The organism is Streptomyces sp. NPDC093018 (assembly GCF_040684035.1).
GTDB lineage: Bacteria > Actinomycetota > Actinomycetes > Streptomycetales > Streptomycetaceae > Streptomyces > Streptomyces murinus.
Genome location: NZ_JBFBFF010000004.1, coordinates 462,959 through 483,756, shown reverse-complemented (window position 1 = coordinate 483,756; position 20,798 = coordinate 462,959). Strand labels below are relative to the sequence as shown.

Here is a 20,798-nt window from a genome sequence, read left to right as displayed (position 1 = left end):
GGATGTACGGGCGGACGTACGGACGGATGTACAACGGAAGGGGCAAGGAACCATTGTCCCTCACCGGCCGAGGTGCCCGGATCCCGTGTAATAGTCATTAGTTAGACGCACTATCGAAGTCGGCGTACGATGACGCGCATGCCAGAGTTGAGTCCCCGCAGGCGCATGCTCGTGCTCGCGATCTGCTGCATGAGCCTGCTGATCGTGAGCCTCGACAACACCGTGCTGAATGTGGCACTGCCCTCGATGCAGCGCGATCTGCACGCCACCACGTCCGGTCTGCAGTGGACCATCGACGCCTACACCCTGGTCCTGGCCTCGCTGCTGATGCTCGCCGGATCCACCGCCGACCGGATCGGCCGCAAGCGCGTCTTCATGGCCGGACTCGTGGTGTTCACCGTCGGCTCGGTGCTGTGCTCGCTCGCCCCCAGCCTGTCCCTGCTCGTCGTCTTCCGCATGGTCCAGGCGATCGGCGGCTCGATGCTCAACCCGGTCGCCATGTCGATCATCACCAACACCTTCACCGACGCCCGTGAGCGCGCCCGCGCCATCGGCGTCTGGGGCGCGGTGGTCGGCATATCCATGGCGCTCGGCCCGCTGGTCGGCGGCCTGCTGGTGCAGTCCGTGAGCTGGCGCGCGATCTTCTGGGTCAACCTCCCGATCGGCCTCGCGGCCCTGCTGCTGACCCTGCGCTTCGTCCCGGAGTCCCGCGCCCCCAAGGGCCGCCGCCCGGACCCGGTGGGCCAGGTGCTGGTCATCGCCCTGTTCGGCGCGCTGACGTACGGCATCATCCAGGCGCCCGACTCCGGCCTCGCCTCGGTCGCGCCGTACTTCGTGATCGCCGTCGCCGCCCTGGCCGCCCTGCTCCGGTACGAGCCCCGGCGTGACGAACCCCTCATCGACCTGCGCTTCTTCCGCTCCGCGCCGTTCAGCGGTGCGACCGTGATCGCGATCAGCGCGTTCGCCGCGCTCGGCGGCTTCCTGTTCATGTCGACGCTGTACCTCCAGAACGTCCGGGGCCTCGACGCCCTGCACGCGGGCCTGTGGATGCTCCCCATGGCCGCGCCGACCTTCCTGTGCGCCCCGCTGTCCGGCCGGCTGGTCGGCACCCGCGGCCCCCGGCTGCCGCTCCTGATCGCCGGTACGGCCATGACGGTCAGCGGCCTCATGTTCGCGCTGTTCGAGGCCGAGACCTCGGACAGCACCCTGTTCATCGGGTACGTGCTGTTCGGCATCGGCTTCGGCTTCGTCAACGCGCCGATCACCAACACGGCGGTCTCCGGCATGCCCCGCGCCCAGGCCGGGGTCGCCGCCGCCGTGGCCTCCACCAGCCGGCAACTGGGGCAGACCCTGGGCGTCGCGGTGATCGGCGCGGTCCTCGCCGCGGGCATCGGCTCGTCGTCGTACCGCAGCACCTTCGTGGACGCCGCCCGGCCCGGCTGGTGGATCCTCACCGTCTGCGGTCTCGCGGTGCTCGCCCTGGGCCTGCTCACCAGCGGCCGCTGGGCCCGCCGTACGGCCGAGCACGCGGCGGAGCGGCTGGAGACCGCGGAGATCCGCCAGGCGGTGGGCGCTCCCGGCCGCGTCTGACGGCGCACGGATCAAGAAGGAGCCGGCCCGGGTACGACACCCGGGCCGGCTCTTTTTCGTGCGGTGCTCCGCTCAGCGGCGCGCGGCCTTCGCCAGCGACTTCACGAAGCTCGGCGCGTCCAGGGTGCCGACGCCGGTGGCCATGTCGTAGCCGTCGACGGCCTTGTAGCCGGTGACTCCGCCGTAGGTGTTGTCCGTGCCGTCGTTGACGTCCACGATGCCGGTGCCCTTGTGCTTGGCGAGGCTGTAGAGCGCGGCGTTGACATTGCCCAGGCGGTGCCCGGCGACCTGGTCGGCGAGCGCGACGATGCCCGAGAAGAGCGGGCTGGACTCGCTGGTGCCGCCGTAGACGTCCCAGCCGACGGCCGTCGGGTCGTAGCTGGAGTAGACCCAGGCACCGCCGTTGACGGCGGCGGACATCGAGATGTCCGGGGTGCCGCGGTGGTTGCCGACGATCTTCTTCACGCCGTTCTGGAAGGACGGCCGGGAGAACACGTGGGAGACACCGCCGCCGCCCGCGCCGTAGTCGTTGTACACGCTGTCGGGCTTGATCCGGTTGCCCTGGTCGTCCAGGTGCAGCTGGGTGCCGCCGACGGAGGTGACCAACGGGTCGGCGGAGGGCCAGGAGTTGACCTGCTTGGTGTAGTCGCCCGAGTCGTCCAGCGTGCCGTTGGTGGGGCCGTCGTCACCGGAGGAGGCGAGGACGGTCACGCCCTTGCGGGCCGCGTCCTTGAACGCGTACCGCAGCTTCTGGATGCTGGAGGAGTCGCCCTGGTCGACGCCAGGGAAGGTGTTCTCGGTCGCGTCGAAGCTCTGTGTGATGACATCGCCGACCCCGTGGTCGATCAGGGACTTCTCGGCGCTCATCATCTCCGGCAGACCGGTGACGCCCTCGGTCTCCGCGACCCCCGTCTCGACCAGTACGATCCTGGCGCCGGGCGCGGCGGCGTGGGCCATCTCGACGTCCAGGGTGGTCTCGCCCGCCCAGCCCGTCATGTCGCTGTTCTTCGGGTCGAAGGGGGGCACCTTGCCCCACTTGACGACCGAGACCTTGGTGCTCGCCATGCCGAACTGCTTGCTGTACACGTCGAGGTCGTGCTGGATCGTCGGGGAGCCGAACGAGTCCACGATGACGATCGTGCGCCCCTTGCCCGTGATGCCCTTGCGGTACAGCGAGTTGAGGTTGTACGCGGTGCGGTACTGGAGCGGGGTGTAGCAGTTGATGTGCCACTTGGCCTGGCACTGGGCGATGGAGATCGGGCTGTCCACGTCGTGGGCGAGGGTGTGCCCGGCGATGGCCGGAGCCGCGAAGGTGTGCGGCACGGCCGCGGGGGTCGCGGTGGCGACACTCGCGGGGGCGGCGGTCGCCAGCGCGGCGGCGACGAGAGCGGCAGCCCCGGTGGTGGCGGCCGCGATGCCTCGCCCGGTACGGGATATGTGCATGAAATCCCCTGAGAGGTCTGGTGTCGACCGAAGTGGTCTCGCGCATCCCATCGGGGGAGTCATGCACAGGACAACCCTGTTGAACTGTAGATTTCGAATCTTTTACCGAAACCGCACCCGTACCCGGCGGACTGATCAGCTCCCCTGGGCCGGACTCCCTTGCGCCAGCCGGTGGAGCCGCTCCAGACGCTCGCGCGTCTCCTCGTTCTTCGGCGTGTACGTCACCATCCGGCCGCCCAGTTCGGGGGCCAGCCACAGATCGGTGTGCTCCAACGTCAGCAGTCCCACCTGGGGGTTGACGAACTCCTTGGTCTTGGAGCGGTGCCCGACCACCTCGTAGCGCTCCCAGTTCTCCCGGAACTCCGGTGATTCCTCAAGGCGTTTGAGCAGCATCTTCCAGGCGGGCTCGCCGAGGTGACCGGCGAGGGCCGCGCGCAGCCGGGCCGCCATCAGCCGCTGGCTCTCCTCCAGATGCACGATCGCGGCCCGCCAGTGCGGGTCGGTGTAGGCGAGCAGGACGCAGTTGCGGTCCTCGGGCGGGATCTCGTCCAGATCGGCGCCCATGAGGAGGGCGTAGGTGCGGTTGTAGGCGACGATGTCGTACCGGCTGTTCTGCACGGCGGCGGGGATCGGCCCGAGCCGGTCCAGCATCTCCCGCAGCGCGGGCGTCACGCTCGGGCAACGGGCCCCCGGCGCCGGGTCGTTGGCACCGGCCAGCTGGAACAGATGGGCGCGCTCGCTGGCGTCGAGCCGCAGGGTGCGCGCGAGGGCGTCCAGGACCTGTACGGAGACCTGGATGGCACGCGCCTGTTCAAGCCACGTGTACCAAGTGACGCCGACGGCGGACAGATGCGCCACCTCCTCGCGGCGCAGTCCCGGCGTACGGCGGCGGGGGCCGCGCGGCAGGCCGACCTGCTCGGGGGCGATGCGCTCGCGCCGGCTGCGCAGGAAGGCGGCCAGTTCGTGCCGCCGGATCTCCGCGCCGCCCGCGGCGCTCCCCCGGTCCGTCGCGGTGGTCGTCATGGTGGCCATGCCCTCCAGGGTGCCGCGTCGGTCAGCCTGTTTCCAGGTACTCCTGGTACCAGGATGAGGACACTCTGGTACCCGTCTGGGCCGCGGCGCAGGCTCGGTGTCATGAGTGAGACCGTCACCGTCCACGCCGTCCGCCGGGCGGCCGCCGCAGCGCCCGTGCTCGGCGGCCCCGGGCTGTTCACCGTTCTGCTGGCCGCGGCGCTGCCGCTGGTCGACTTCTTCATCGTCAATGTCGCCCTGCCGACCATGGGCTCCGATCTGCACGCGGGCGAGGCCGTGCTGGAGCTGGTGGTCGCGGGGTACGGCGTCGCCTACGCCGTGCTGCTCGTGCTCGGCGGCCGGCTCGGGGACCTGTTCGGACGCCGCCGGCTGTTCCTCGGCGGCATGGCGGCCTTCGGGCTGACCTCGCTGGCCTGCGGGCTCGCGCCGGACGCGTGGAGCCTGGTGGCCGCGCGGGTGGCGCAGGGCGCCGCGGCCGCCGCGATGCTGCCGCAGGTGCTCGCCACCATCCAGTCCGCCACCGAGGGCGCGCGCCGCGCCAAGGCGATGAGCCTGTACGGCGCCACGGCCGGTCTTTCCATGGTGGCCGGGCAGGTGCTCGGCGGGGTCCTGGTCGCCGCCGACATCGCCGGCAGCGGCTGGCGGGCGGTGTTCCTCGTCAATGTGCCGGTGGTCGCGCTGGGCCTGGTGCTGGCCGTACGACTCGTACCCGAGACCCGCTCGCAGCACCCGGAGCCCGTCGACGGCCCCGGCACCGCGCTGCTCGCGGCGTCCCTGCTGACGCTGCTTGCGCCGCTCACCGAGGGCCGGGCGGCGGGCTGGCCGCTGTGGACCTGGCTGTCGCTGGCCGCGTTCCCGTTCGCGGCGGCCGGGTTCTGGCTGGTGGAGCGGCGGGCGGACCGGGCGGGGCGCACCCCCCTGGTGCCGCCGAGCCTGCTGCGGCTCGCCTCGCTGCGGCGCGGGCTGGTGCTGATCGTGCCGTTCTCGGTCGGCTTCAGCGGGTTCATGTTCGTGATCGCGCTGGCGCTCCAGCAGGGGGCGCATCTGGGCCCGGTGTCGGCGGGGCTGGCGCTCGCGCCGATGGCCGTGGTGTTCCTGTTCGTGTCGCTGGCCGGCCCGCGGCTGATGGGGCGGTTCGGCACCCGGGTGATACCGGCGGGGTCCCTCGTGCAGGGCGTGGGTGTGCTGCTGATCGCGGCGGCCGTCTGGCGGGACTGGCCGCAGGTGAGTGTCGCCGCGCTGCTGCCGGGGGTGGCGGTGGCCGGTGCGGGGCAGGCGCTCCAACTCCCCAATGTGATGCGGCTGGTGCTGTCCGAGGTACCGGGGGCGCGCGCCGGTGTGGGCGGCGGGGTGCTGGTCACCACGCAGCAGTCGGGGCTGGCGCTCGGGGTGGCGACGCTGGGCACGCTGTTCCTCACGCTGGTGCCGCACGTGGGCATGCGGGAGGCGCTGGTCATCACGCTGCTCGCGCAGCTGGGCGGGATCGTGCTGACGGGGGCGCTGGGGCTGCGGCTGCCGAGGAAGGTGGGCTGAGGTCCGCGGCGTCCAGGAAACTGCCGTACAAGGCCGTTGACCTGCACTTTCATGGATCCCGAACGCCGGTTACGCAGCGCTTCGAGTGGCCGACGGAGCGAAGTCGGGTCAGCCTGGGTTACGTCCGATCGAGCGAACGATCGAGCGACAGGAGAGAACCATGACCTCCGTACTCCGCCACCACCGCTACGGCCGTGCTCTGGGCGCCGGTGTACTGTCCGTGGCGCTGCTTTCCGGCGGTACGGCCGGAGCCTTCGCCGCCACGAGCACCCCCAGCCCGAAGGTGACCACGACCAAGAAGCCGATGCCCACGCGCACGGCGACGATGAAGCCGAAACCGATGCCGACGCGCTCGGCGACCAAGAAGGCGATGCCGAAGACCGCGGCGGCGACCACCGCGGCGGGCTCCATCACCGTCGCGGCCTCCCACAAGACCGTCAAGCACGGCGAGGCCGTGGCCTTCGCCGGTCGCGTCAAGGGTGTGAAGGCCGGCACGGTGCTGGTCCTCCAGCACCGGATGAACGGCAAGTGGACCACGCTGCGGTCCACGACCGCCGTCAACCGGAACGGCACCTTCACCATCCGCCGCGCGTTCACCGCCAAGGGCAACGAGACGGTGCGTGTGGTGACGAAGGACGGCAAGGTCATGTCCTCGCCGGTCAGCGTGAAGGTCAGCTGACGCCGCCTGCCGACATCAGCGAAGACCCCGCACCAACAGGTCCACGACGGCCGTGAACTCCTCGCCGACGCCGGGCTGGGTCCACTCCCTGGCATAACAGGGATCGTGGAACCGGCCGGTGGCCTGGAAGACGGCTCGGGCCGCGGCGGCCGGGTCGGGCACCGAGAAGGTGCCCGACCCGGCCCCTTGCGTGATGATCCCGGTCAGCTGCGCGGTCAGCTCGGCTATGTGCTCGCCGACGACCACGCCGTTCTCGTCCGTCAGCACGGTGTACGTGGCGAACAGCTCCGGGTCGTCGCCCGCCTTGTGCCGCTTGGCCTCGAACAGCGCGGCGAGCCAGTCCCGCAGCCGGGCCTCGGGGTCCCGCTCGCTCGCGGCGGCGATCACGGCGAGCTTCTGCGAGGTCCGGTCCAGCCAGCGCTTGGTGACCGCCTCGCGCAGCGCGGCCTTGGTACGGAAGTGCCGGTAGACACTGCCGTGGCTGACGCCGAGCGCGCGGGCCACGTCCACCACGGTGGCCTTGGCCGGGCCGTGCCGGCGCAGCACTTCCTCGGTCGCCGCCAGAATGCGCTCGGCGGTCAGGATCTCGCTGGTCGATGCCATGCCTAGACCGTACCCGGCATCAGGATCAGCGCTCGCTGTCGAGGTGTGCCATCTGCGCGCTCGGGTAGCGGTCACCGGCCGCGGCGTCCGCCGGTACGGCCTTCTCGATCGCCGCCAGGTCGGCCGCGTCCAGCGTCACATCGAGGGCGCCGAGCGACTCGGTCAGCCGCTCCCGGGTGCGGGCGCCGACCAGCGGCACGATGTCCTCGCCGCGGGAGAGCACCCAGGCGATGGCGGTCTGCGCCACGGTGGCACCCTTGCGCTCGGCGATCTCGCGCAGCGCGTCGACCAGGTTCAGGTTGTGCTGGAGGTTCTCGCCCTGGAAGCGGGGCGAGTGGGCCCGGAAGTCGGTGGCGGCGAGCTGCCGGTCCCGGGTGAAGTGGCCGGAGATCAGGCCCCGGGAGAGCACGCCGTACGCGGTGATGCCGATGCCCAGCTCACGGGTGGTGGGCAGGATCTCCCGCTCGATGCCCCGGGAGATCAGCGAGTACTCGATCTGGAGGTCGGAGACCGGCGCGGTGGCGGCGGCCCGGCGGATCGTCTCGGCGCCGACCTCGCTGAGGCCGACATGGCGGACGTACCCCTTCTCGATCAGTTCGGCGATGGCGCCGACGGTCTCCTCGATCGGGACGTCCGGGTCGAGGCGGGCGATCCGGTAGACGTCGATGTGGTCGACGCCCAGGCGCTGGAGGGAGTAGGCGGCGAAGTTCTTCACGGCGGCGGGCCGGCCGTCGTAGCCGCTCCAGTTGCCCTCCGGGTCGCGCAGGGCGCCGAACTTCACGCTGACCAGGGCCTGTTCGCGCAGCGCGGCGGGCGCGGTGCGCAGGGCCTCGCCGAGCAGCATCTCGTTGTGCCCCATGGCGTAGAAGTCGCCGGTGTCCAGCAGGGTCACGCCCGCCTCCAGGGCGGCGTGGACGGTCGCGACGGACTCGGCGCGGTCGGCGTCTCCGTACAGCGCGGACATGCCCATGCAGCCGAGGCCGAGGGCGGAGACCTGGGGGCCGGTGGTGCCGAGGTTTCGGGTGTGCGGGGTCTTCGTCATGGATCCAGCATGGCATGACAGCTGACAGATTTCAATATTTGTCATCTGTCAGTCACCCGCCCCCTTTCGCGCCCCCTCGCGACCCCCTCCCCGTACCTCTCTTTGGTCCAGACCTATTGACGAATGGTCTGGACCAGAGCACCGTCATGTACAGGACATGCCAGGACATGACCCGGGAGGCCCCATGCTCCGCCGCACGCTGCCCCTGCTCGCCGCCGCCCTCACGACCGCCGCTCTCACCCAGCTCCCCGCCGCGCATCCCGCCTCGGCCGCCGACACCTGCGCGGTGAAGTCCCGCCCGGCGGGCAAGGTGCTCCAGGGCTACTGGGAGAACTGGGACGGCGCCGCCAACGGGGTCCATCCGCCCTTCGGCTGGACCCCGATCACCGACTCCCGTATCCCCGCGCACGGTTACAACGTCATCAACGCGGCCTTCCCGGTGATCCGTTCCGACGGCACGGCACTGTGGGAGGACGGCATGGACACCGGGGTGAAGGTGCCCACGCCCGCGGAGATGTGCGCGGCGAAGGCGTCCGGCGAGACGATCCTGCTCTCCATCGGGGGTGCGACGGCCGGTATCGACCTCAACTCCACGGCGGTCGCGGACAAGTTCGTCTCGACCGTCGTACCGATCCTGAAGCAGTACAACTTCGACGGCATCGACATCGACATCGAGACCGGCCTGACGGGCAGCGGGAACATCAACCAACTGTCCACGTCCCAGGCCAACTTGATCCGCATCATCGACGGCATCCTCGCGCAGATGCCGGCCGGCTTCGGGCTGACGATGGCCCCGGAGACGGCGTACGTCACCGGGGGCAGCATCACCTACGGCTCGATCTGGGGCGCGTATCTGCCGGTCATCAAGAAGTACGCGGACAACGGCCGTCTGTGGTGGCTGAACATGCAGTACTACAACGGCAGCATGTACGGCTGCTCCGGCGACTCCTACGAGGCCGGCACGGTGGCGGGCTTCACCGCCCAGACCGACTGCCTGAACAAGGGCCTGGTGGTGCAGGGCACGACCGTCAAGGTCCCCTACGACAAGCAGGTCCCGGGGCTGCCCGCGCAGCCCGGCGCGGGCGGCGGCTACATGTCCCCGTCCCTGGTCTCCCAGTCCTGGGGGCACTACGGCACATCGCTCAAGGGCCTGATGGACTGGTCCCTCAACTGGGACGGCTCGAAGAACTGGACCTTCGGCGACAACGTCAAGGCGCTGCAAGGACGTTGAGCAAAGCGCCCCGAAGGGGCGCGGGGAACCGCGCGACAAGCCAGGGGGGCGCCGCTGACGGACGACCATCCGTCGGCGGCGCCCCCCGGCGGAGCACCTACGCGCCGATGAGGCGCTGCGCCAGGTAGCCCTCGATCTGGTCGAGGGAGACCCGCTCCTGCTTCATCGTGTCGCGCTCGCGCACGGTGACCGCGTTGTCCTCAAGGGTGTCGAAGTCGACGGTCACACAGAACGGCGTACCGATCTCGTCCTGACGGCGGTAGCGGCGGCCGATGGCGCCCGCGTCGTCGAAGTCGATGTTCCAGTTCTGCCGCAGCGCCTGCGCGAGGCCCTTGGCCTTCGGCGACAGCTCCGGGTTGCGGGACAGCGGCAGCACGGCCACCTTCACCGGGGCGAGCCGGTGGTCGAGGCGCAGCACCGTGCGCTTCTCCATCTTGCCCTTGGCGTTGGGCGCCTCGTCCTCGACGTACGCGTCGAGCAGGAAGGCCAGCATGGTGCGGCCGACACCCGCCGCCGGCTCGATGACGTACGGCGTCCAGCGCTCCCCGGCCTCCTGGTCGAAGTAGGAGAGGTCCTGGCCGGAGGCCTTGGCGTGCGCGCCGAGGTCGTAGTCCGTGCGGTTGGCGACACCCTCCAGCTCGCCCCACTCACTGCCACCGAACTGGAAGCGGTACTCGATGTCCGCGGTCCGCTTCGAGTAGTGGGAGAGCTTCTCCTTCGGGTGCTCGTACCAGCGCATGTTCTCGGTGCGCAGGCCGAGGCCCGTGTACCAGTTCCAGCGCTGCTCCATCCAGTATTCCTGCCACTGCTCGTCCTCGCCGGGCTTGACGAAGAACTCCATCTCCATCTGCTCGAACTCGCGGGTGCGGAAGATGAAGTTGCCCGGCGTGATCTCGTTGCGGAACGACTTGCCCATCTGGGCGATGCCGAACGGCGGCTTGCGGCGCGAGGTGGTCTGCACCTGGGCGAAGTTGGTGAAGATGCCCTGGGCGGTCTCGGGGCGCAGATAGGCGACCGAACCGGAGTCCTGGGTCGGGCCGAGGTGCGTGGAGAGCAGGCCGGAGAACTGCTTGGGCTCGGTGAACTGGCCCTTGTTGCCGCAGTTCGGGCAGTTGATGTCGGCCAGGCCGTTCGCCGGGGCGTGGCCCTTCTTCTCCTCGTAGGACTCTTCGAGGTGGTCGGCACGGAACCGCTTGTGGCACGCGGTGCACTCGGTCAGCGGGTCCGTGAAGGTGGCGACGTGGCCGGACGCGACCCAGACCTCGGGGGCCAGGATGACGGACGAGTCGATACCGACCACGTCCTCGCGGGACGTCACCATGTAGCGCCACCACTGGCGCTTGATGTTCTCCTTGAGCTCGACACCCAGCGGTCCGTAGTCCCAGGCGGCACGCTGACCGCCGTAGATCTCACTGCAGGGGAAAACGAAGCCACGGCGCTTGCTCAGGCTGACGATGGTGTCGATCTTGTCGGCGGCCACGGTGCTCTCTTCATTACGACGACGGGCGTTGAAGCGAGATGCTTCCAGCGAATGCTTCAGGTTACCGGCGCAGGCTCCCCCACGACCAAATCGGCCCCGGTATACGGGCACCTCAGAGGGCTTGTTGACAACGGTTTCCATTTTTGTTGAAAATGACTGTCATGAACATACGTGGACGCCTCATACCCGCCGCCGCCCTGACCGCCGTCACCGCCCTCGGCCTGGGCACTCTCTCCGGCTGCTCCGGGAGCAGCACGGCGGCGACCGGTGACGGCAGGCTCGACGTCATCGCGTCCTTCTATCCGATGTCCTTCCTCGCCGAGCGGATCGGCGGCGACCACGTCCATGTCACCAGTCTCACCACGCCCGGCCAGGAGCCGCACGACCTGGAGATCAGCCCCAAGCAGATCGCCGCGATCGACGACGCCGACGCCGTCCTCTACCTCAAGAACCTCCAGCCCTCCGTGGACGCCGCGGTCGCGCAGTCCTCGGTGAAGACGAAGGTCGACGCCGCCTCCCTGGTCGCCATGGAGGCGCACGGCAACGAGGTCGGCGGGCACGCGGCCGAGCACGACACCAGCAAGGGCGAGGACTCCGCGGGCGAGGACCCGCACATCTGGCTGGACCCGGTGCGCTACGCCCAGGTCGCCAAGGGCGTCGGCACGGCCCTGGAGAAGGCCGACCCCAAGCACGCGGCCGACTACAAGAAGAACACCGCGGCCCTGGTCAAGCAGCTCGGCGACCTGGACCAGCGGTTCCGCACCGGTCTCGCGCACACCGAGTCCAAGGTCTTCATCACCACGCACGCCGCCTTCGGCTACCTCGCCGAGCGCTACGGGCTCACCGAGGAGGCGATCAACGGCCTCGACCCCGACTCGGAGCCGAGCGCCGCGCGCGTGCGGGACCTGGAGCGGATGGCGAAGGCCGACCATGTCTCGACCGTCTTCTACGAGACGCTCGTCAGCGACAAGACCGCGAAGACCATCGCGCACGACGCGAACCTGAAGACCGACGTCCTCGACCCGATCGAGGGGATCACGGGCAAGTCCCGCGGCAAGGACTACTTCTCCGTCCAGAACGCCAACCTCAAGGCGCTCCAGAAGGCGCTGGGCACCAAGTGACAGGAGTCAGCATGGAGACCCACGGCGAACCCGTCATATCCCTGCGCGGCGTGCGCGCCGACCTCGGCGGCCGCCCGGTGCTGCGCGGCATCGACCTGACCGTCGCGCGCGGCGAGGTCGTCGCCCTCCTCGGCGCCAACGGCTCCGGCAAGTCCACCGCGATCCGTACGATCATCGGCCAGGTCCCCCTCGCCGACGGCACCATCGAGCTGTTCGGCACCCCCCGGCGGGCCTTCCGCGACTGGGCCCGCGTGGGCTACGTACCGCAGCGCACCACGGCCGCGGGCGGCGTACCGGCGACGGTCACCGAGATCGTCTCCTCCGGCCGCCTCGCCCGCACCCGCTTCGGCCCCTTCCGCAGGGACGACCGGGACGCCGTGCGCGAGGCCCTGGAGCGGGTCGGTATGGCGGACCGCGCCAAGGACTCGGTGAACGCCCTGTCCGGGGGCCAGCACCAGCGGGTGCTGATCGCCCGCGCGCTCGTCGCCCGCCCCGAACTGCTGATCATGGACGAGCCGATGGCCGGCGTCGACCTGGCCAGCCAGGAGATCCTGGCCCGGACGCTGAAGACCCAGGTGGAGGCCGGTACGACGGTCCTGCTCGTGCTGCATGAACTGGGCCCCCTGGAACCGCTGATCGACCGCGCGGTCGTCCTGCGCGACGGCTGCGTCCTGCACGACGGCCCGCCCCCGAGAGCCGTCGGCCAGCATGCGCTGCCGGGTCACGACCACGTACACCCGCACGCACCCGCGGGCGCCGAACCGATCCGGACGGGACTGCTGAGCTGATGGACTTCCTCAACTACGCCTTCATGCAGCGGGCCCTGCTCGCCGCCGTCCTGGTCGGCATCACCGCCCCCGCCATCGGCATCTACCTGGTCCAGCGCCGCCAGGCCCTGATGGGCGACGGCATCGGACATGTCGCCATGACCGGCGTCGGCCTCGGCTTTCTGCTGTCCACCTCCCCGGTCTGGATGGCGACGGCGGTCTCCGTGCTCGGCGCCCTCCTGATGGAGCTGATCCGCTGGTACGGCAGGACGCGCGGCGACATCGCGCTGGCCATGCTCTTCTACGGCGGCATGGCGGGCGGCGTGATGTTCATCAACATGGCGCCGACGGGCTCCAACGCCAACCTGACGACCTACCTCTTCGGCTCCCTGTCCACGGTCTCCCCCTCCGACGTCAACGCGATCTGCCTGCTGGCCGCGTTCGTGGTGCTGGTCACCCTCGGCCTGCGCCGCCAGCTGTTCGCGGTCAGCCAGGACGAGGAGTTCGCGCGGGTCACCGGGCTGCCGGTGCGCGCCCTGAACCTGCTGACGGCGGTCACGGCGGCGGTGACGGTGACGGTCGCCATGCGCGTCGTCGGGCTGCTGCTGGTCTCCGCGCTGATGGTGGTGCCGGTGGCGGCGGCCCAGCAGCTCACCCGGAGCTTCGCCATGACGTTCGCGATCGCGGTGGCGCTCGGCATCACGGTGACCGTCAGCGGCACGATCGCGTCGTTCTACCAGGACGTCCCGCCCGGCGCGACGATCGTCCTGCTCACCATCGCCGCGTTCGTCGTCCTGACCGGGCTGGCGGCCCCGCTGGCCCGCCGACGCGCCCGCGCCGCCACGGCGGCGGGGCCCGGCGGAGATCCGGCGGAGTGCCTGATTCCGGCCGCGCGCGGCACGGGAGAGGAGATCAACGCCTGACCTCCGGGGCGCCGGGCTGGCACAATGGCCCGGGTCAGGGGTGAGACGTGAGGAGGCAGCAGTGACGACCGCTGGACCGCCCGTGAAGGGCCGCGCGACCCGTCAGCGGGCAGCAGTGGCGGCCGCGCTGGACGAGGTCGACGAGTTCCGCAGCGCGCAGGAGCTCCACGACATGCTCAAGCACAAGGGCGACTCCGTCGGGCTCACCACCGTCTACCGCACGCTCCAGTCCCTCGCCGACGCCGGCGAGGTCGACGTGCTGCGTACGTCCGAGGGCGAGTCCGTCTACCGCCGCTGCTCCACCGGCGAGCACCACCACCATCTCGTCTGCCGCGGCTGCGGCAAGGCGGTCGAGGTGGAGGGCCCGGCGGTGGAGAAGTGGGCGGAGGCGATCGCCGCGGAGCACGGGTATGTGAACGTGGCGCACACCGTGGAGATCTTCGGCACCTGCGCGGAGTGCGCCACGCGGAACAACTGAGGGGGGAGGCGGCTCAGCCGTCGCCCTCCATCGCCAGCAGCTCCTCGTTCGGGATCGCGCCGCCGAACCGCCGGTCGCGGGAGGCGAATTCCAGACACGCCCGCCACAGGTCGCGCCGGTCGAAGTCCGGCCACAGCACGTCCTGGAAGACCAGCTCGGCGTAAGCGCTCTGCCAGAGCAGGTAGTTGGACGTCCGCTGCTCGCCGCTGGGCCGCAGGAACATGTCGACGTCCGGCATGTCCGGGTAGTACAGATACTTCTGGATCGTCTTCTCGGACACCTTCGACGGATCCAGCCGCCCGGCCCGTACATCCTCCGCCAACGCCTTGGCCGCGTCGGCGAGTTCGGCCCGGCCGCCGTAGTTCATGCAGAAGTACAGGGTGAGCTTGTCGTTGTCCTTGGTCTGCTCCTGCGCGACCTGCAGCTCCTTGGCGACCGACTTCCACAGCCGGGGCATCCGCCCGGCCCAGCGCACCCGCACACCCAGCCCGTCCAGCTGGTCGCGGCTCTTGCGGATGAAGTCGCGGTTGAAGTTCATGAGGAAGCGCACCTCCTCGGGCGAGCGCTTCCAGTTCTCGGTGGAGAAGGCGTACAGCGAGATGTTGCCCACACCCATCTCGATCGCGCCCTGGAGTACATCGAGCACCTGCTCGGCGCCGACCTTGTGCCCCTCGGTCCGCGGCAGCCCCCGCTCCTTGGCCCACCGCCCGTTGCCGTCCATGACGATCGCCACGTGGTTCGGGACCAGCTCACCGGGGAGCTTCGGCGGACGGGCGCCGGAGGGGTGCGGCTCCGGCGCCGTGTACTCGCGCCGCTGGCGCCCCAGGATCCCGCGTACCACCATGTGCTCCGACTCCCTCTACGACTTCTCCGGGCCGGCTTCTCAGGGCCCGGCTAGGACTTTTCCACGTACCGCAGCGACCGCAGCCCGCGTTCCAGATGCCAGTGCAGATAGGCGGAGACCAGCCCACTGCCCTCGCGGACGAACCGTGCCTCGCAGGCGTCCGCGGTCTCCCAGTCTCCCGTAAGCAGCGCGCCCAGCAGTACCAGGGTCCCCGGGGACGGTACGACGCTGCCGGGCACCCGGCAGTCGACGCACACGGAGCCGCCGGAGGCGACGGAGAAGAACCGGTTGGGGCCCGGCATCCCGCACCGCGCGCAGTCGCCGAAGCTGGGCGCGTACCCGTTGACGGCGAGCGAGCGCAGCAGGAACGCGTCCAGCACCAGATGCGGGGCGTGCTCCCCCCGGGCCAGCGTCCGCAGGGCGCCGACCAGCAGCAGGTACTGCTGTACGGCCGGCTCGCCCTCATGGTCGGTGAACCGCTCGGCGGTCTCCAGCATGGCCGTACCGGCGGTGTAGCGCGCGTAGTCGGTCACGATTCCGCCACCGTACGGCGCGATGGTCTCACTCTGGGTGCACAGCGGCAGCCCGCGGCCGATCAGTTCGCTGCCGCGCGCGAAGAACTGCACATCCACATGGGAGAAGGGTTCGAGGCGGGCGCCGAACTTCGACTTGGTGCGCCGCACCCCCCGCGCCACCGCCCGGACCCGGCCGTGGCCCCGGGTGAGCAGGGTGATGATCCGGTCCGCCTCGCCCAGCTTCTGGGTGCGCAGCACGATGCCGTCGTCGCGGAACAGACTCATGCCCCCCATTCTCCCCCATGGGGCCGACGGCCCTTCGCTACCCGTCCGGTGCGGCGGGCTCGGCGGCGAGCCGCCCGGCGAGTTCGGTGCGCCGCCGCACCCCGAGCTTGCGGAAGCTGTTCGTCAGATGGGTCTCCACGGTGCGCAGCGCCAGATGCAGCAGGGCCGCGATCTCCGGGTTGGAGTGGCCCTGCGCGGCCAGTGCGCAGATCCGCCGTTCGCTGCCGGTGAGGGCGGGCGCGCCGGTCTGGGAGGCGGTGGCCCGGCGGGCTCCGGCGGCGGCGAGCAGTGCGGCGACCACCGCGCACCAGCGTCCGGCGCCGATCCGCTCGGCGTGCCGGGCGGCCTCCCGCAGGGCGCCGCGGGCGGCGGTGAGATGTCCGGCGGCGGCGAGCAGCCGGCCGTGGGCGGCGAGCGCGGCGATCAGCTCGGGGTCGGTGCCGGCGGTGCGCAGCAGGGCGACGGCCTGTTCGACGGTGGCGAGCCCGGCCCGGCCGCCGGTGGCGGTGCCGAGGGCCCGCAGGGCCCGGCCGACGCACCGGGGGGTGCCCCAGCGGCGGGCCGCCGCCAGTTCCTCGGTGGCGAGCGCGACGGCCGCCGCGGGCCGGCCGAGGAGCAGCTGGCAGTCGGCCGCAGCGGAGCGCCAGGGGGTGACGACCGGGCTGGTCACCTGGCGGGCGACCTGTCCGCGACCGCACTCCGAGAGATCGTCCAGGGCGCCGGCCGGGTCACCCTCGGCGAGGCTCAACAGCCCTCGGGCGTACAGGAATTCGTTCCATTCCCAGGACCCGTGGGAGCCGTCGACGGCGACCGAGTCGGCCAGTCGGCGGGCCTCGGCGGCGCGGCCCGTCTCGGTGAGCGCGATGACGGCCTGGGCCACGAGATGTGCGTTGCCGACGCCGGAGGGCGCGGGGCGGGCGGGCGGACCGACCAGGACACCCCAGCCGTGGCACGCCTCCAGCAGGTCCCGGTAGCGGCCGCGCATCACCAGGCTCTCCGCGTGCACGCTGAGCAGACTCTGGTAGCCGGGGTCGACCAGCGGGCCGCGGTGTCCGGTCAGGCCCTCGGTGACCAGGCGGTCGGCGAGCGCGAGTTCGTCGGCCCACTGGGCGAGGGTGGCGGCGGAGGCCAGGACGTACGTCCGGGAGAACGGGTCCAGTGGCTCCACGGTCACCTCGCGGGCGACGGCGGCGGCCTCGGCGGCGGACAACCGGCCGCTGGTGGAGTCGAATTCGGCGAGCAGCACCCGTACGGCGGGTGCCGGGCGCGCGGGTGTGGTGGCGGCGAGCCGGCGCAGCCGGTCCACCGTCTCCAGCCAGCTGTGCCCGTCGTGCGAGGCGATCAGGGCGGCGGCGACCTGGACGGCCCAGGCGAGTTCGGGATGGCCGGTGAACCGTTCGGCCAGCTCCTCCATCACCTCCAGCGCGACCGAGGTCTGGCCGCGGGCCGCGAGGGCGGTGCCCAGGGCGTTGGCCGCCTTGAACACGCTCACATCGGACTGCTCCAGGCGCACCGACTCGGCCAGGTGCCGTACCCCGAGGGCGCGGTCGGCGGGGCCCAAGGTGACTTCCAGGCTGCCGAGTTCGGTCAGTACGCCGCCGCGCCGGGCGGGCGGCAGCGGTTCGGCGAGCGCCCGGCGCAGGAAGTCCACCGCCTGTTCCGGCCGTCCTTCGCGGCGTGCGGTGCGGGCGGCGCACAGCAGTGTCTCGACGGCCCAGCCGGGTCCGTTGCCGCCCGCCGCGACCAGGTGTGCGGCGACCACCTCGTCGGACGCGCCATGGTGGTGCAGCAGTTCGGCGCTGGCCCGGTGCGGCTCGTCCGGCGCGGGAGCAGCGGGAGCCGAGGGGGCTGCGGGAGCCGAGGGGGCTGCGGGAGCCGAGGGCGGTGCCTGCCCGCCCTCGGTACGCCAGCGCGCGAGCGGCGCCCACGCGATCTCCCAGCGGTTGCCCTCGGGGTCGGCGACGCACGCCGACCGGCCGCCCTCGGGGTGGTCCGCCGGCTCGGCCAGCACGGTGGCGCCGGCGGCCGTCGCGGCCACGCACGCGCTGTCCACCTGGCGGGGCCCGGTCACGGTGCAGGTCAGCATGGCGCCCCCGGCGGCGCCGTCCGTCCCGGCCGCGGGGCGCAGCACGAGCAGCACCCCCGCGAGCAGGAAGCCCACCCGGCCGTCGTCGCTGCCGGGTAACTCCGCCCAGCCCAGGGCCCGGTAGAACCGGCGCAGCCCCGGTACGTCACGCGCCCCGAGCGTCACCATGCAAAGACGAGAAGGCATGTCAGACATGGACATGATCTTGCAGTCAAGGCCGACAACCTGACAACAAAGGGACACACATCAGTCGGTTATGGACACTCCGGCCGGGCTTAGGTTCGTGGACTTCCACGATGCACCAACGGCGGTGCCCGCGTGCAGAGTTGCCCCCGTGGACGACGACTACCTTCGGTACTGTCAGCCCGGCTCGGACTTCTACGACCGCCCGGCCACCGACGCGCGGGAGCGCTTCGGACTCACCGGGCGCCCGGCCCCCGAGGGCTGGACCCTGTCCCATGACGACGTCTGGAGCCACTTCGCCCCCGAGGGCCATGAACTCCCGGAGCAGGGCTGGAAGGTGCACGTCTCGGTCGTCCCCCGGGAGGCCGCCGAGGCCGTCGAGATCGCGGCCGCGTACTGCTTCGAGCGCCGGATCGCCTTCAAGGTGCTGCTCGGACCCGCGGCCCACCGGAGGCTGAACAGCAAGTACGCGCCCCGTGGCGGCAGCGGCAAGCTGATTACCGTCTACCCCTTGGACGACACCGAACTCAAGGGTGTCCTCGATGAGTTGTCGGTGCTGCTGGAGGGTCGCGAGGGCCCGTACGTCCTCAGCGACCTGCGCTGGCGCCGGGGCCCGCTGTATGTGCGCTTCGGCGGGTTCCGGCGGATGCACACGACGGATGGCAAGGGGCGGCGGGTCCTCGCGGTGCGGATGCCGGACGGCACCCTGGTACCGGATCTGCGGGGCCCCGGCTTCCGGCCGCCCGAGTGGGTGGAGATCCCCGCCTTCCTGCGGGGCCAGATGACGGCGGCGGCCGTCGCGGGACAGGCTGGGCCCCCGATGCCGTACACGGTGCGCAAGGCGCTCCACTTCTCCAACGGCGGCGGCATCTACCTCGCCGAGGACCCCGCGACGGGCGGCCGGGTGGTCCTGCGCGAGGCCCGGCCGCACGCCGGGATCGACGGCAGGGGCGACGACGCGGTCACCCGTCTGTACCGCGAGGCGCGGACCCTGGAGGCGCTCGATGACCTCGACTTCGTACCGGACCTCAAGGGGACGTTCACCGTCTGGGAGCACCACTATCTCGCCCAGGAGTACATCGAGGGCACGACCCTGTGGGAGTTCCTGGCCGCCCGCAACCCGGCGGCCCGGGGCGCGGCCGACCGCGCCGCCTTCGCCGACTACACGCGCACCGCGCTCGGCATCCTCGACCGGCTGGAGGCGGCGCTGGCCGCGCTGCACGCACGGGGATATGTGTTCGGCGATCTCCATCCGCGCAATGTCATGGTGCGGCCCGACGGCCGTATCGCCCTGGTGGACTTCGAGATCGCCCACCGCCCCGGCCTCGACCCGGCCCCGGCCATCGCCTGCCCCGGCTATGTCGCCGAGCACGCCCGGTCGGGCACCGACCGGGACACGTACGCCCTCGACTGTGTGCGCATGGCGCTGTTCCTGCCGCTCACCCTGATGCTCGACCTCGATCCGGGCAAGACGGGCGAGTTGGCCGACGCGGTCGCTGAACTCTTCCCCGTACCGGTCGAGTCGACCCGGCGGATCCGTACGGGTCTGACCCGGCCCGGCGCCCTCGAACGCACCGGCCCCGAACGCATCGGCCCTGAGCGGGACTTCACGGCGGCGGCGGGAGATCTCGGCGGACCGGCGATGCGGGCGCTGATGGCCTCGCTGGCGCGGGCGATCCACGCCGGTGCGACACCGGAGCGCACCGACCGGCTCTTCCCCGGCGACCCCAAGGGCCTGGAGGACGGCGGCTACAACCTCGCGTACGGCGCCGCCGGTGTCCTGTACGCCCTGTGCGGCGCGGGCCTGGCGACCGACCCGGAGCACGCCGGCTGGCTGGCGGACGCGCTCCGCCGGGCCCCCGCCCGCCCCGGGCTGCACACCGGCTTCCACGGCGCCGCCCTCGTCCTGCACGGCCTGGGCCATGAGCAGGAGGCGTACGACGCCCTGGACCGCGCGGCATCCGGGACCGCCGCGACCCGGTCGCCCGGTCTGGAGTCCGGCCTCGCCGGGATCGCCCTGGTGCTGCGCCATTTGGCCCGGACCACCGGCGAGACGCACTGGCGGGACGAACTGGACAGCGTCTCCACCAGACTCGCCGATCTCGTGGGCGACGCGGCGGACGACCTCAGGCCGGGACTGCTGCACGGCTTCACCGGTGCCGCCCTGTTCTTCCTGCGGCGCTACGCGGACACGGGCGACGAGACCTTCCTGGACCACGCCGGGCGCGCCCTCGACCTCGATCTGGCGCACTGCCGTACCGACGACGCGGGCGAGGTCCAACTCGCCGACGGCGCGCGCCTGTTGCCGTACCTGGGACTCGGCAGCGCCGGTCTGGCGGAGGCCGTGGCCCTGTACCACCGCCACCGGCCCGACGAACGGCTCGCGGCGCTGCACCGGGGCATCCTGCGCGCCTGCCACGCCCCGTTCACCGTGGAGCCCGGCCTGTTCATGGGGCGCGCCGGGCTGATCACGGCGCTGGCCGGGGCGGAGGCCCGCCCGGTACCGCTCGCCGGGCTCGCCCGGCACGTCCGGCGGCTGTCCTGGCACGCGGTGACCCGCGACGGCGGCCCGGCCGGACCGCCCGGCATCGCCTTCCCCGGACACCGGCTCCTGCGCCTGTCCATGGACTTGAGCAACGGCACGGCGGGCGTGCTGCTCGCCCTGCGCGCCTGCGCACGCGCGGCCGGAGCGCCACCCGCGCCCGTACGGCCGACGGTGACGGAGTCGGCATGGGCCGAGGCCGCCGGACTGCCGTACCGCGCGTCCCGCCCGCCCGAGGGCGCCCAAGGTTTCCGGGGCCGTCCGGCTCCGGATCGTCACACCCACGAGGAGGACAGCAGATGAACACGATTCTCGAGCTCCAGGAACTGCCCGTCGACCAGATCGACGGCGAGGGCGAAGTGGCCCTCATGAGCACCGCCAGCAACCACTGCATGACGATCGACTAAGACGCGGGCCCCGT

The 20,798-nt window shown here is 71.4% G+C and carries 18 protein-coding genes; 10 read left to right on the top strand and 8 right to left on the bottom strand.

Annotated features, from left to right (window positions below; all coding sequences use genetic code 11):
• The first annotated feature begins 138 nt into the window (after nt 1-138).
• Nucleotides 139-1,590 (top strand): MFS transporter, encoded by a 1,452-nt coding sequence (locus AB0N90_RS12770; protein ID WP_365195563.1) that lies wholly within the window; start codon nt 139-141, stop codon nt 1,588-1,590.
• A 72-nt stretch (nt 1,591-1,662) separates the two neighbouring features.
• On the opposite strand, the gene AB0N90_RS12765 is transcribed toward AB0N90_RS12770, so the two are convergent.
• Together AB0N90_RS12765 and AB0N90_RS12760 are read right to left on the bottom strand one after the other, a co-directional pair.
• On the bottom strand, nt 1,663-3,033 hold the full coding sequence (locus AB0N90_RS12765; protein ID WP_361667890.1) for a S53 family peptidase: 1,371 nt from the start codon (nt 3,031-3,033) through the stop codon (nt 1,663-1,665).
• 135 nt (nt 3,034-3,168) lie between these two features.
• Nucleotides 3,169-4,065 (bottom strand): helix-turn-helix transcriptional regulator, encoded by an 897-nt coding sequence (locus AB0N90_RS12760; RefSeq protein ID WP_365195559.1) that lies wholly within the window; start codon nt 4,063-4,065, stop codon nt 3,169-3,171.
• A 102-nt stretch (nt 4,066-4,167) separates the two neighbouring features.
• Here AB0N90_RS12760 and AB0N90_RS12755 point away from each other — a divergent pair, with 102 nt between their 5' ends.
• A complete protein-coding gene (locus AB0N90_RS12755) occupies nt 4,168-5,598 on the top strand; it encodes an MFS transporter (RefSeq protein WP_365195556.1) in 1,431 nt (476 codons plus the stop codon).
• Nucleotides 5,599-5,758: 160 nt separating this feature from the next.
• Complete coding sequence (locus tag AB0N90_RS12750) at nt 5,759-6,277, top strand: hypothetical protein (protein WP_365195553.1); 519 nt, start codon at nt 5,759-5,761, stop codon at nt 6,275-6,277.
• Nucleotides 6,278-6,292: 15 nt separating this feature from the next.
• Here AB0N90_RS12750 and AB0N90_RS12745 read toward each other — a convergent pair whose 3' ends face one another.
• Together AB0N90_RS12745 and AB0N90_RS12740 are read right to left on the bottom strand one after the other, a co-directional pair.
• Nucleotides 6,293-6,880: a TetR family transcriptional regulator gene (locus AB0N90_RS12745; protein WP_365195550.1), complete on the bottom strand. Its 588-nt coding sequence runs from the start codon at nt 6,878-6,880 to the stop codon at nt 6,293-6,295.
• A gap of 25 nt (nt 6,881-6,905) precedes the next feature.
• Nucleotides 6,906-7,922: an aldo/keto reductase gene (locus AB0N90_RS12740; RefSeq protein ID WP_365195547.1), complete on the bottom strand. Its 1,017-nt coding sequence runs from the start codon at nt 7,920-7,922 to the stop codon at nt 6,906-6,908.
• A gap of 184 nt (nt 7,923-8,106) precedes the next feature.
• On the opposite strand from AB0N90_RS12740, the gene AB0N90_RS12735 reads away from it, so the two are divergent.
• The gene (locus tag AB0N90_RS12735) at nt 8,107-9,153 is read left to right on the top strand and encodes a chitinase (protein WP_365195545.1); all 1,047 of its coding nucleotides are present in this window, start codon (nt 8,107-8,109) and stop codon (nt 9,151-9,153) included.
• A gap of 97 nt (nt 9,154-9,250) precedes the next feature.
• Here the strand turns inward: AB0N90_RS12735 and AB0N90_RS12730 are convergent, their stop codons facing one another.
• Complete coding sequence (locus AB0N90_RS12730) at nt 9,251-10,633, bottom strand: glycine--tRNA ligase (protein ID WP_037655153.1); 1,383 nt, start codon at nt 10,631-10,633, stop codon at nt 9,251-9,253.
• A gap of 161 nt (nt 10,634-10,794) precedes the next feature.
• Between AB0N90_RS12730 and AB0N90_RS12725 the strand changes: the two genes are divergently transcribed.
• From AB0N90_RS12725 to AB0N90_RS12710, 4 genes are all read left to right on the top strand, one after another.
• Nucleotides 10,795-11,754, top strand: coding sequence for a metal ABC transporter substrate-binding protein (locus AB0N90_RS12725; protein WP_085564644.1), 960 nt, complete (start codon nt 10,795-10,797; stop codon nt 11,752-11,754).
• An 11-nt stretch (nt 11,755-11,765) separates the two neighbouring features.
• Nucleotides 11,766-12,542 (top strand): metal ABC transporter ATP-binding protein, encoded by a 777-nt coding sequence (locus AB0N90_RS12720; RefSeq protein WP_365195541.1) that lies wholly within the window; start codon nt 11,766-11,768, stop codon nt 12,540-12,542.
• Nucleotides 12,542-13,444 (top strand): metal ABC transporter permease, encoded by a 903-nt coding sequence (locus AB0N90_RS12715; RefSeq protein WP_365195538.1) that lies wholly within the window; start codon nt 12,542-12,544, stop codon nt 13,442-13,444. The genes AB0N90_RS12720 and AB0N90_RS12715 overlap by 1 nt, the downstream gene beginning before the upstream one ends.
• Before the next feature lie 61 nt (nt 13,445-13,505).
• Nucleotides 13,506-13,922 (top strand): transcriptional repressor, encoded by a 417-nt coding sequence (locus AB0N90_RS12710; protein WP_136101344.1) that lies wholly within the window; start codon nt 13,506-13,508, stop codon nt 13,920-13,922.
• A 13-nt stretch (nt 13,923-13,935) separates the two neighbouring features.
• Here AB0N90_RS12710 and AB0N90_RS12705 read toward each other — a convergent pair whose 3' ends face one another.
• The 3 genes from AB0N90_RS12705 to AB0N90_RS12695 are packed head-to-tail and all read right to left on the bottom strand — an operon-like array spanning nt 13,936 to nt 17,838.
• Complete coding sequence (locus AB0N90_RS12705; protein WP_093681303.1) at nt 13,936-14,766, bottom strand: isoprenyl transferase; 831 nt, start codon at nt 14,764-14,766, stop codon at nt 13,936-13,938.
• Between the two features lie 50 nt (nt 14,767-14,816).
• Nucleotides 14,817-15,566: a DNA repair protein RecO gene (gene recO / locus AB0N90_RS12700; protein ID WP_365195534.1), complete on the bottom strand. Its 750-nt coding sequence runs from the start codon at nt 15,564-15,566 to the stop codon at nt 14,817-14,819.
• A 37-nt stretch (nt 15,567-15,603) separates the two neighbouring features.
• Nucleotides 15,604-17,838: a LuxR C-terminal-related transcriptional regulator gene (locus tag AB0N90_RS12695; protein ID WP_365195531.1), complete on the bottom strand. Its 2,235-nt coding sequence runs from the start codon at nt 17,836-17,838 to the stop codon at nt 15,604-15,606.
• Nucleotides 17,839-17,986: 148 nt separating this feature from the next.
• On the opposite strand from AB0N90_RS12695, the gene lanKC reads away from it, so the two are divergent.
• Both lanKC and AB0N90_RS12685 read left to right on the top strand, forming a co-directional pair.
• Nucleotides 17,987-20,680, top strand: a complete 2,694-nt coding sequence (gene lanKC / locus AB0N90_RS12690; RefSeq protein WP_365195528.1) for a class III lanthionine synthetase LanKC — start codon at nt 17,987-17,989, stop codon at nt 20,678-20,680.
• Nucleotides 20,677-20,784, top strand: coding sequence for a class III lanthipeptide (locus AB0N90_RS12685; protein WP_197697386.1), 108 nt, complete (start codon nt 20,677-20,679; stop codon nt 20,782-20,784). The genes lanKC and AB0N90_RS12685 overlap by 4 nt, the downstream gene beginning before the upstream one ends.
• Nucleotides 20,785-20,798: the final 14 nt, after the last annotated feature.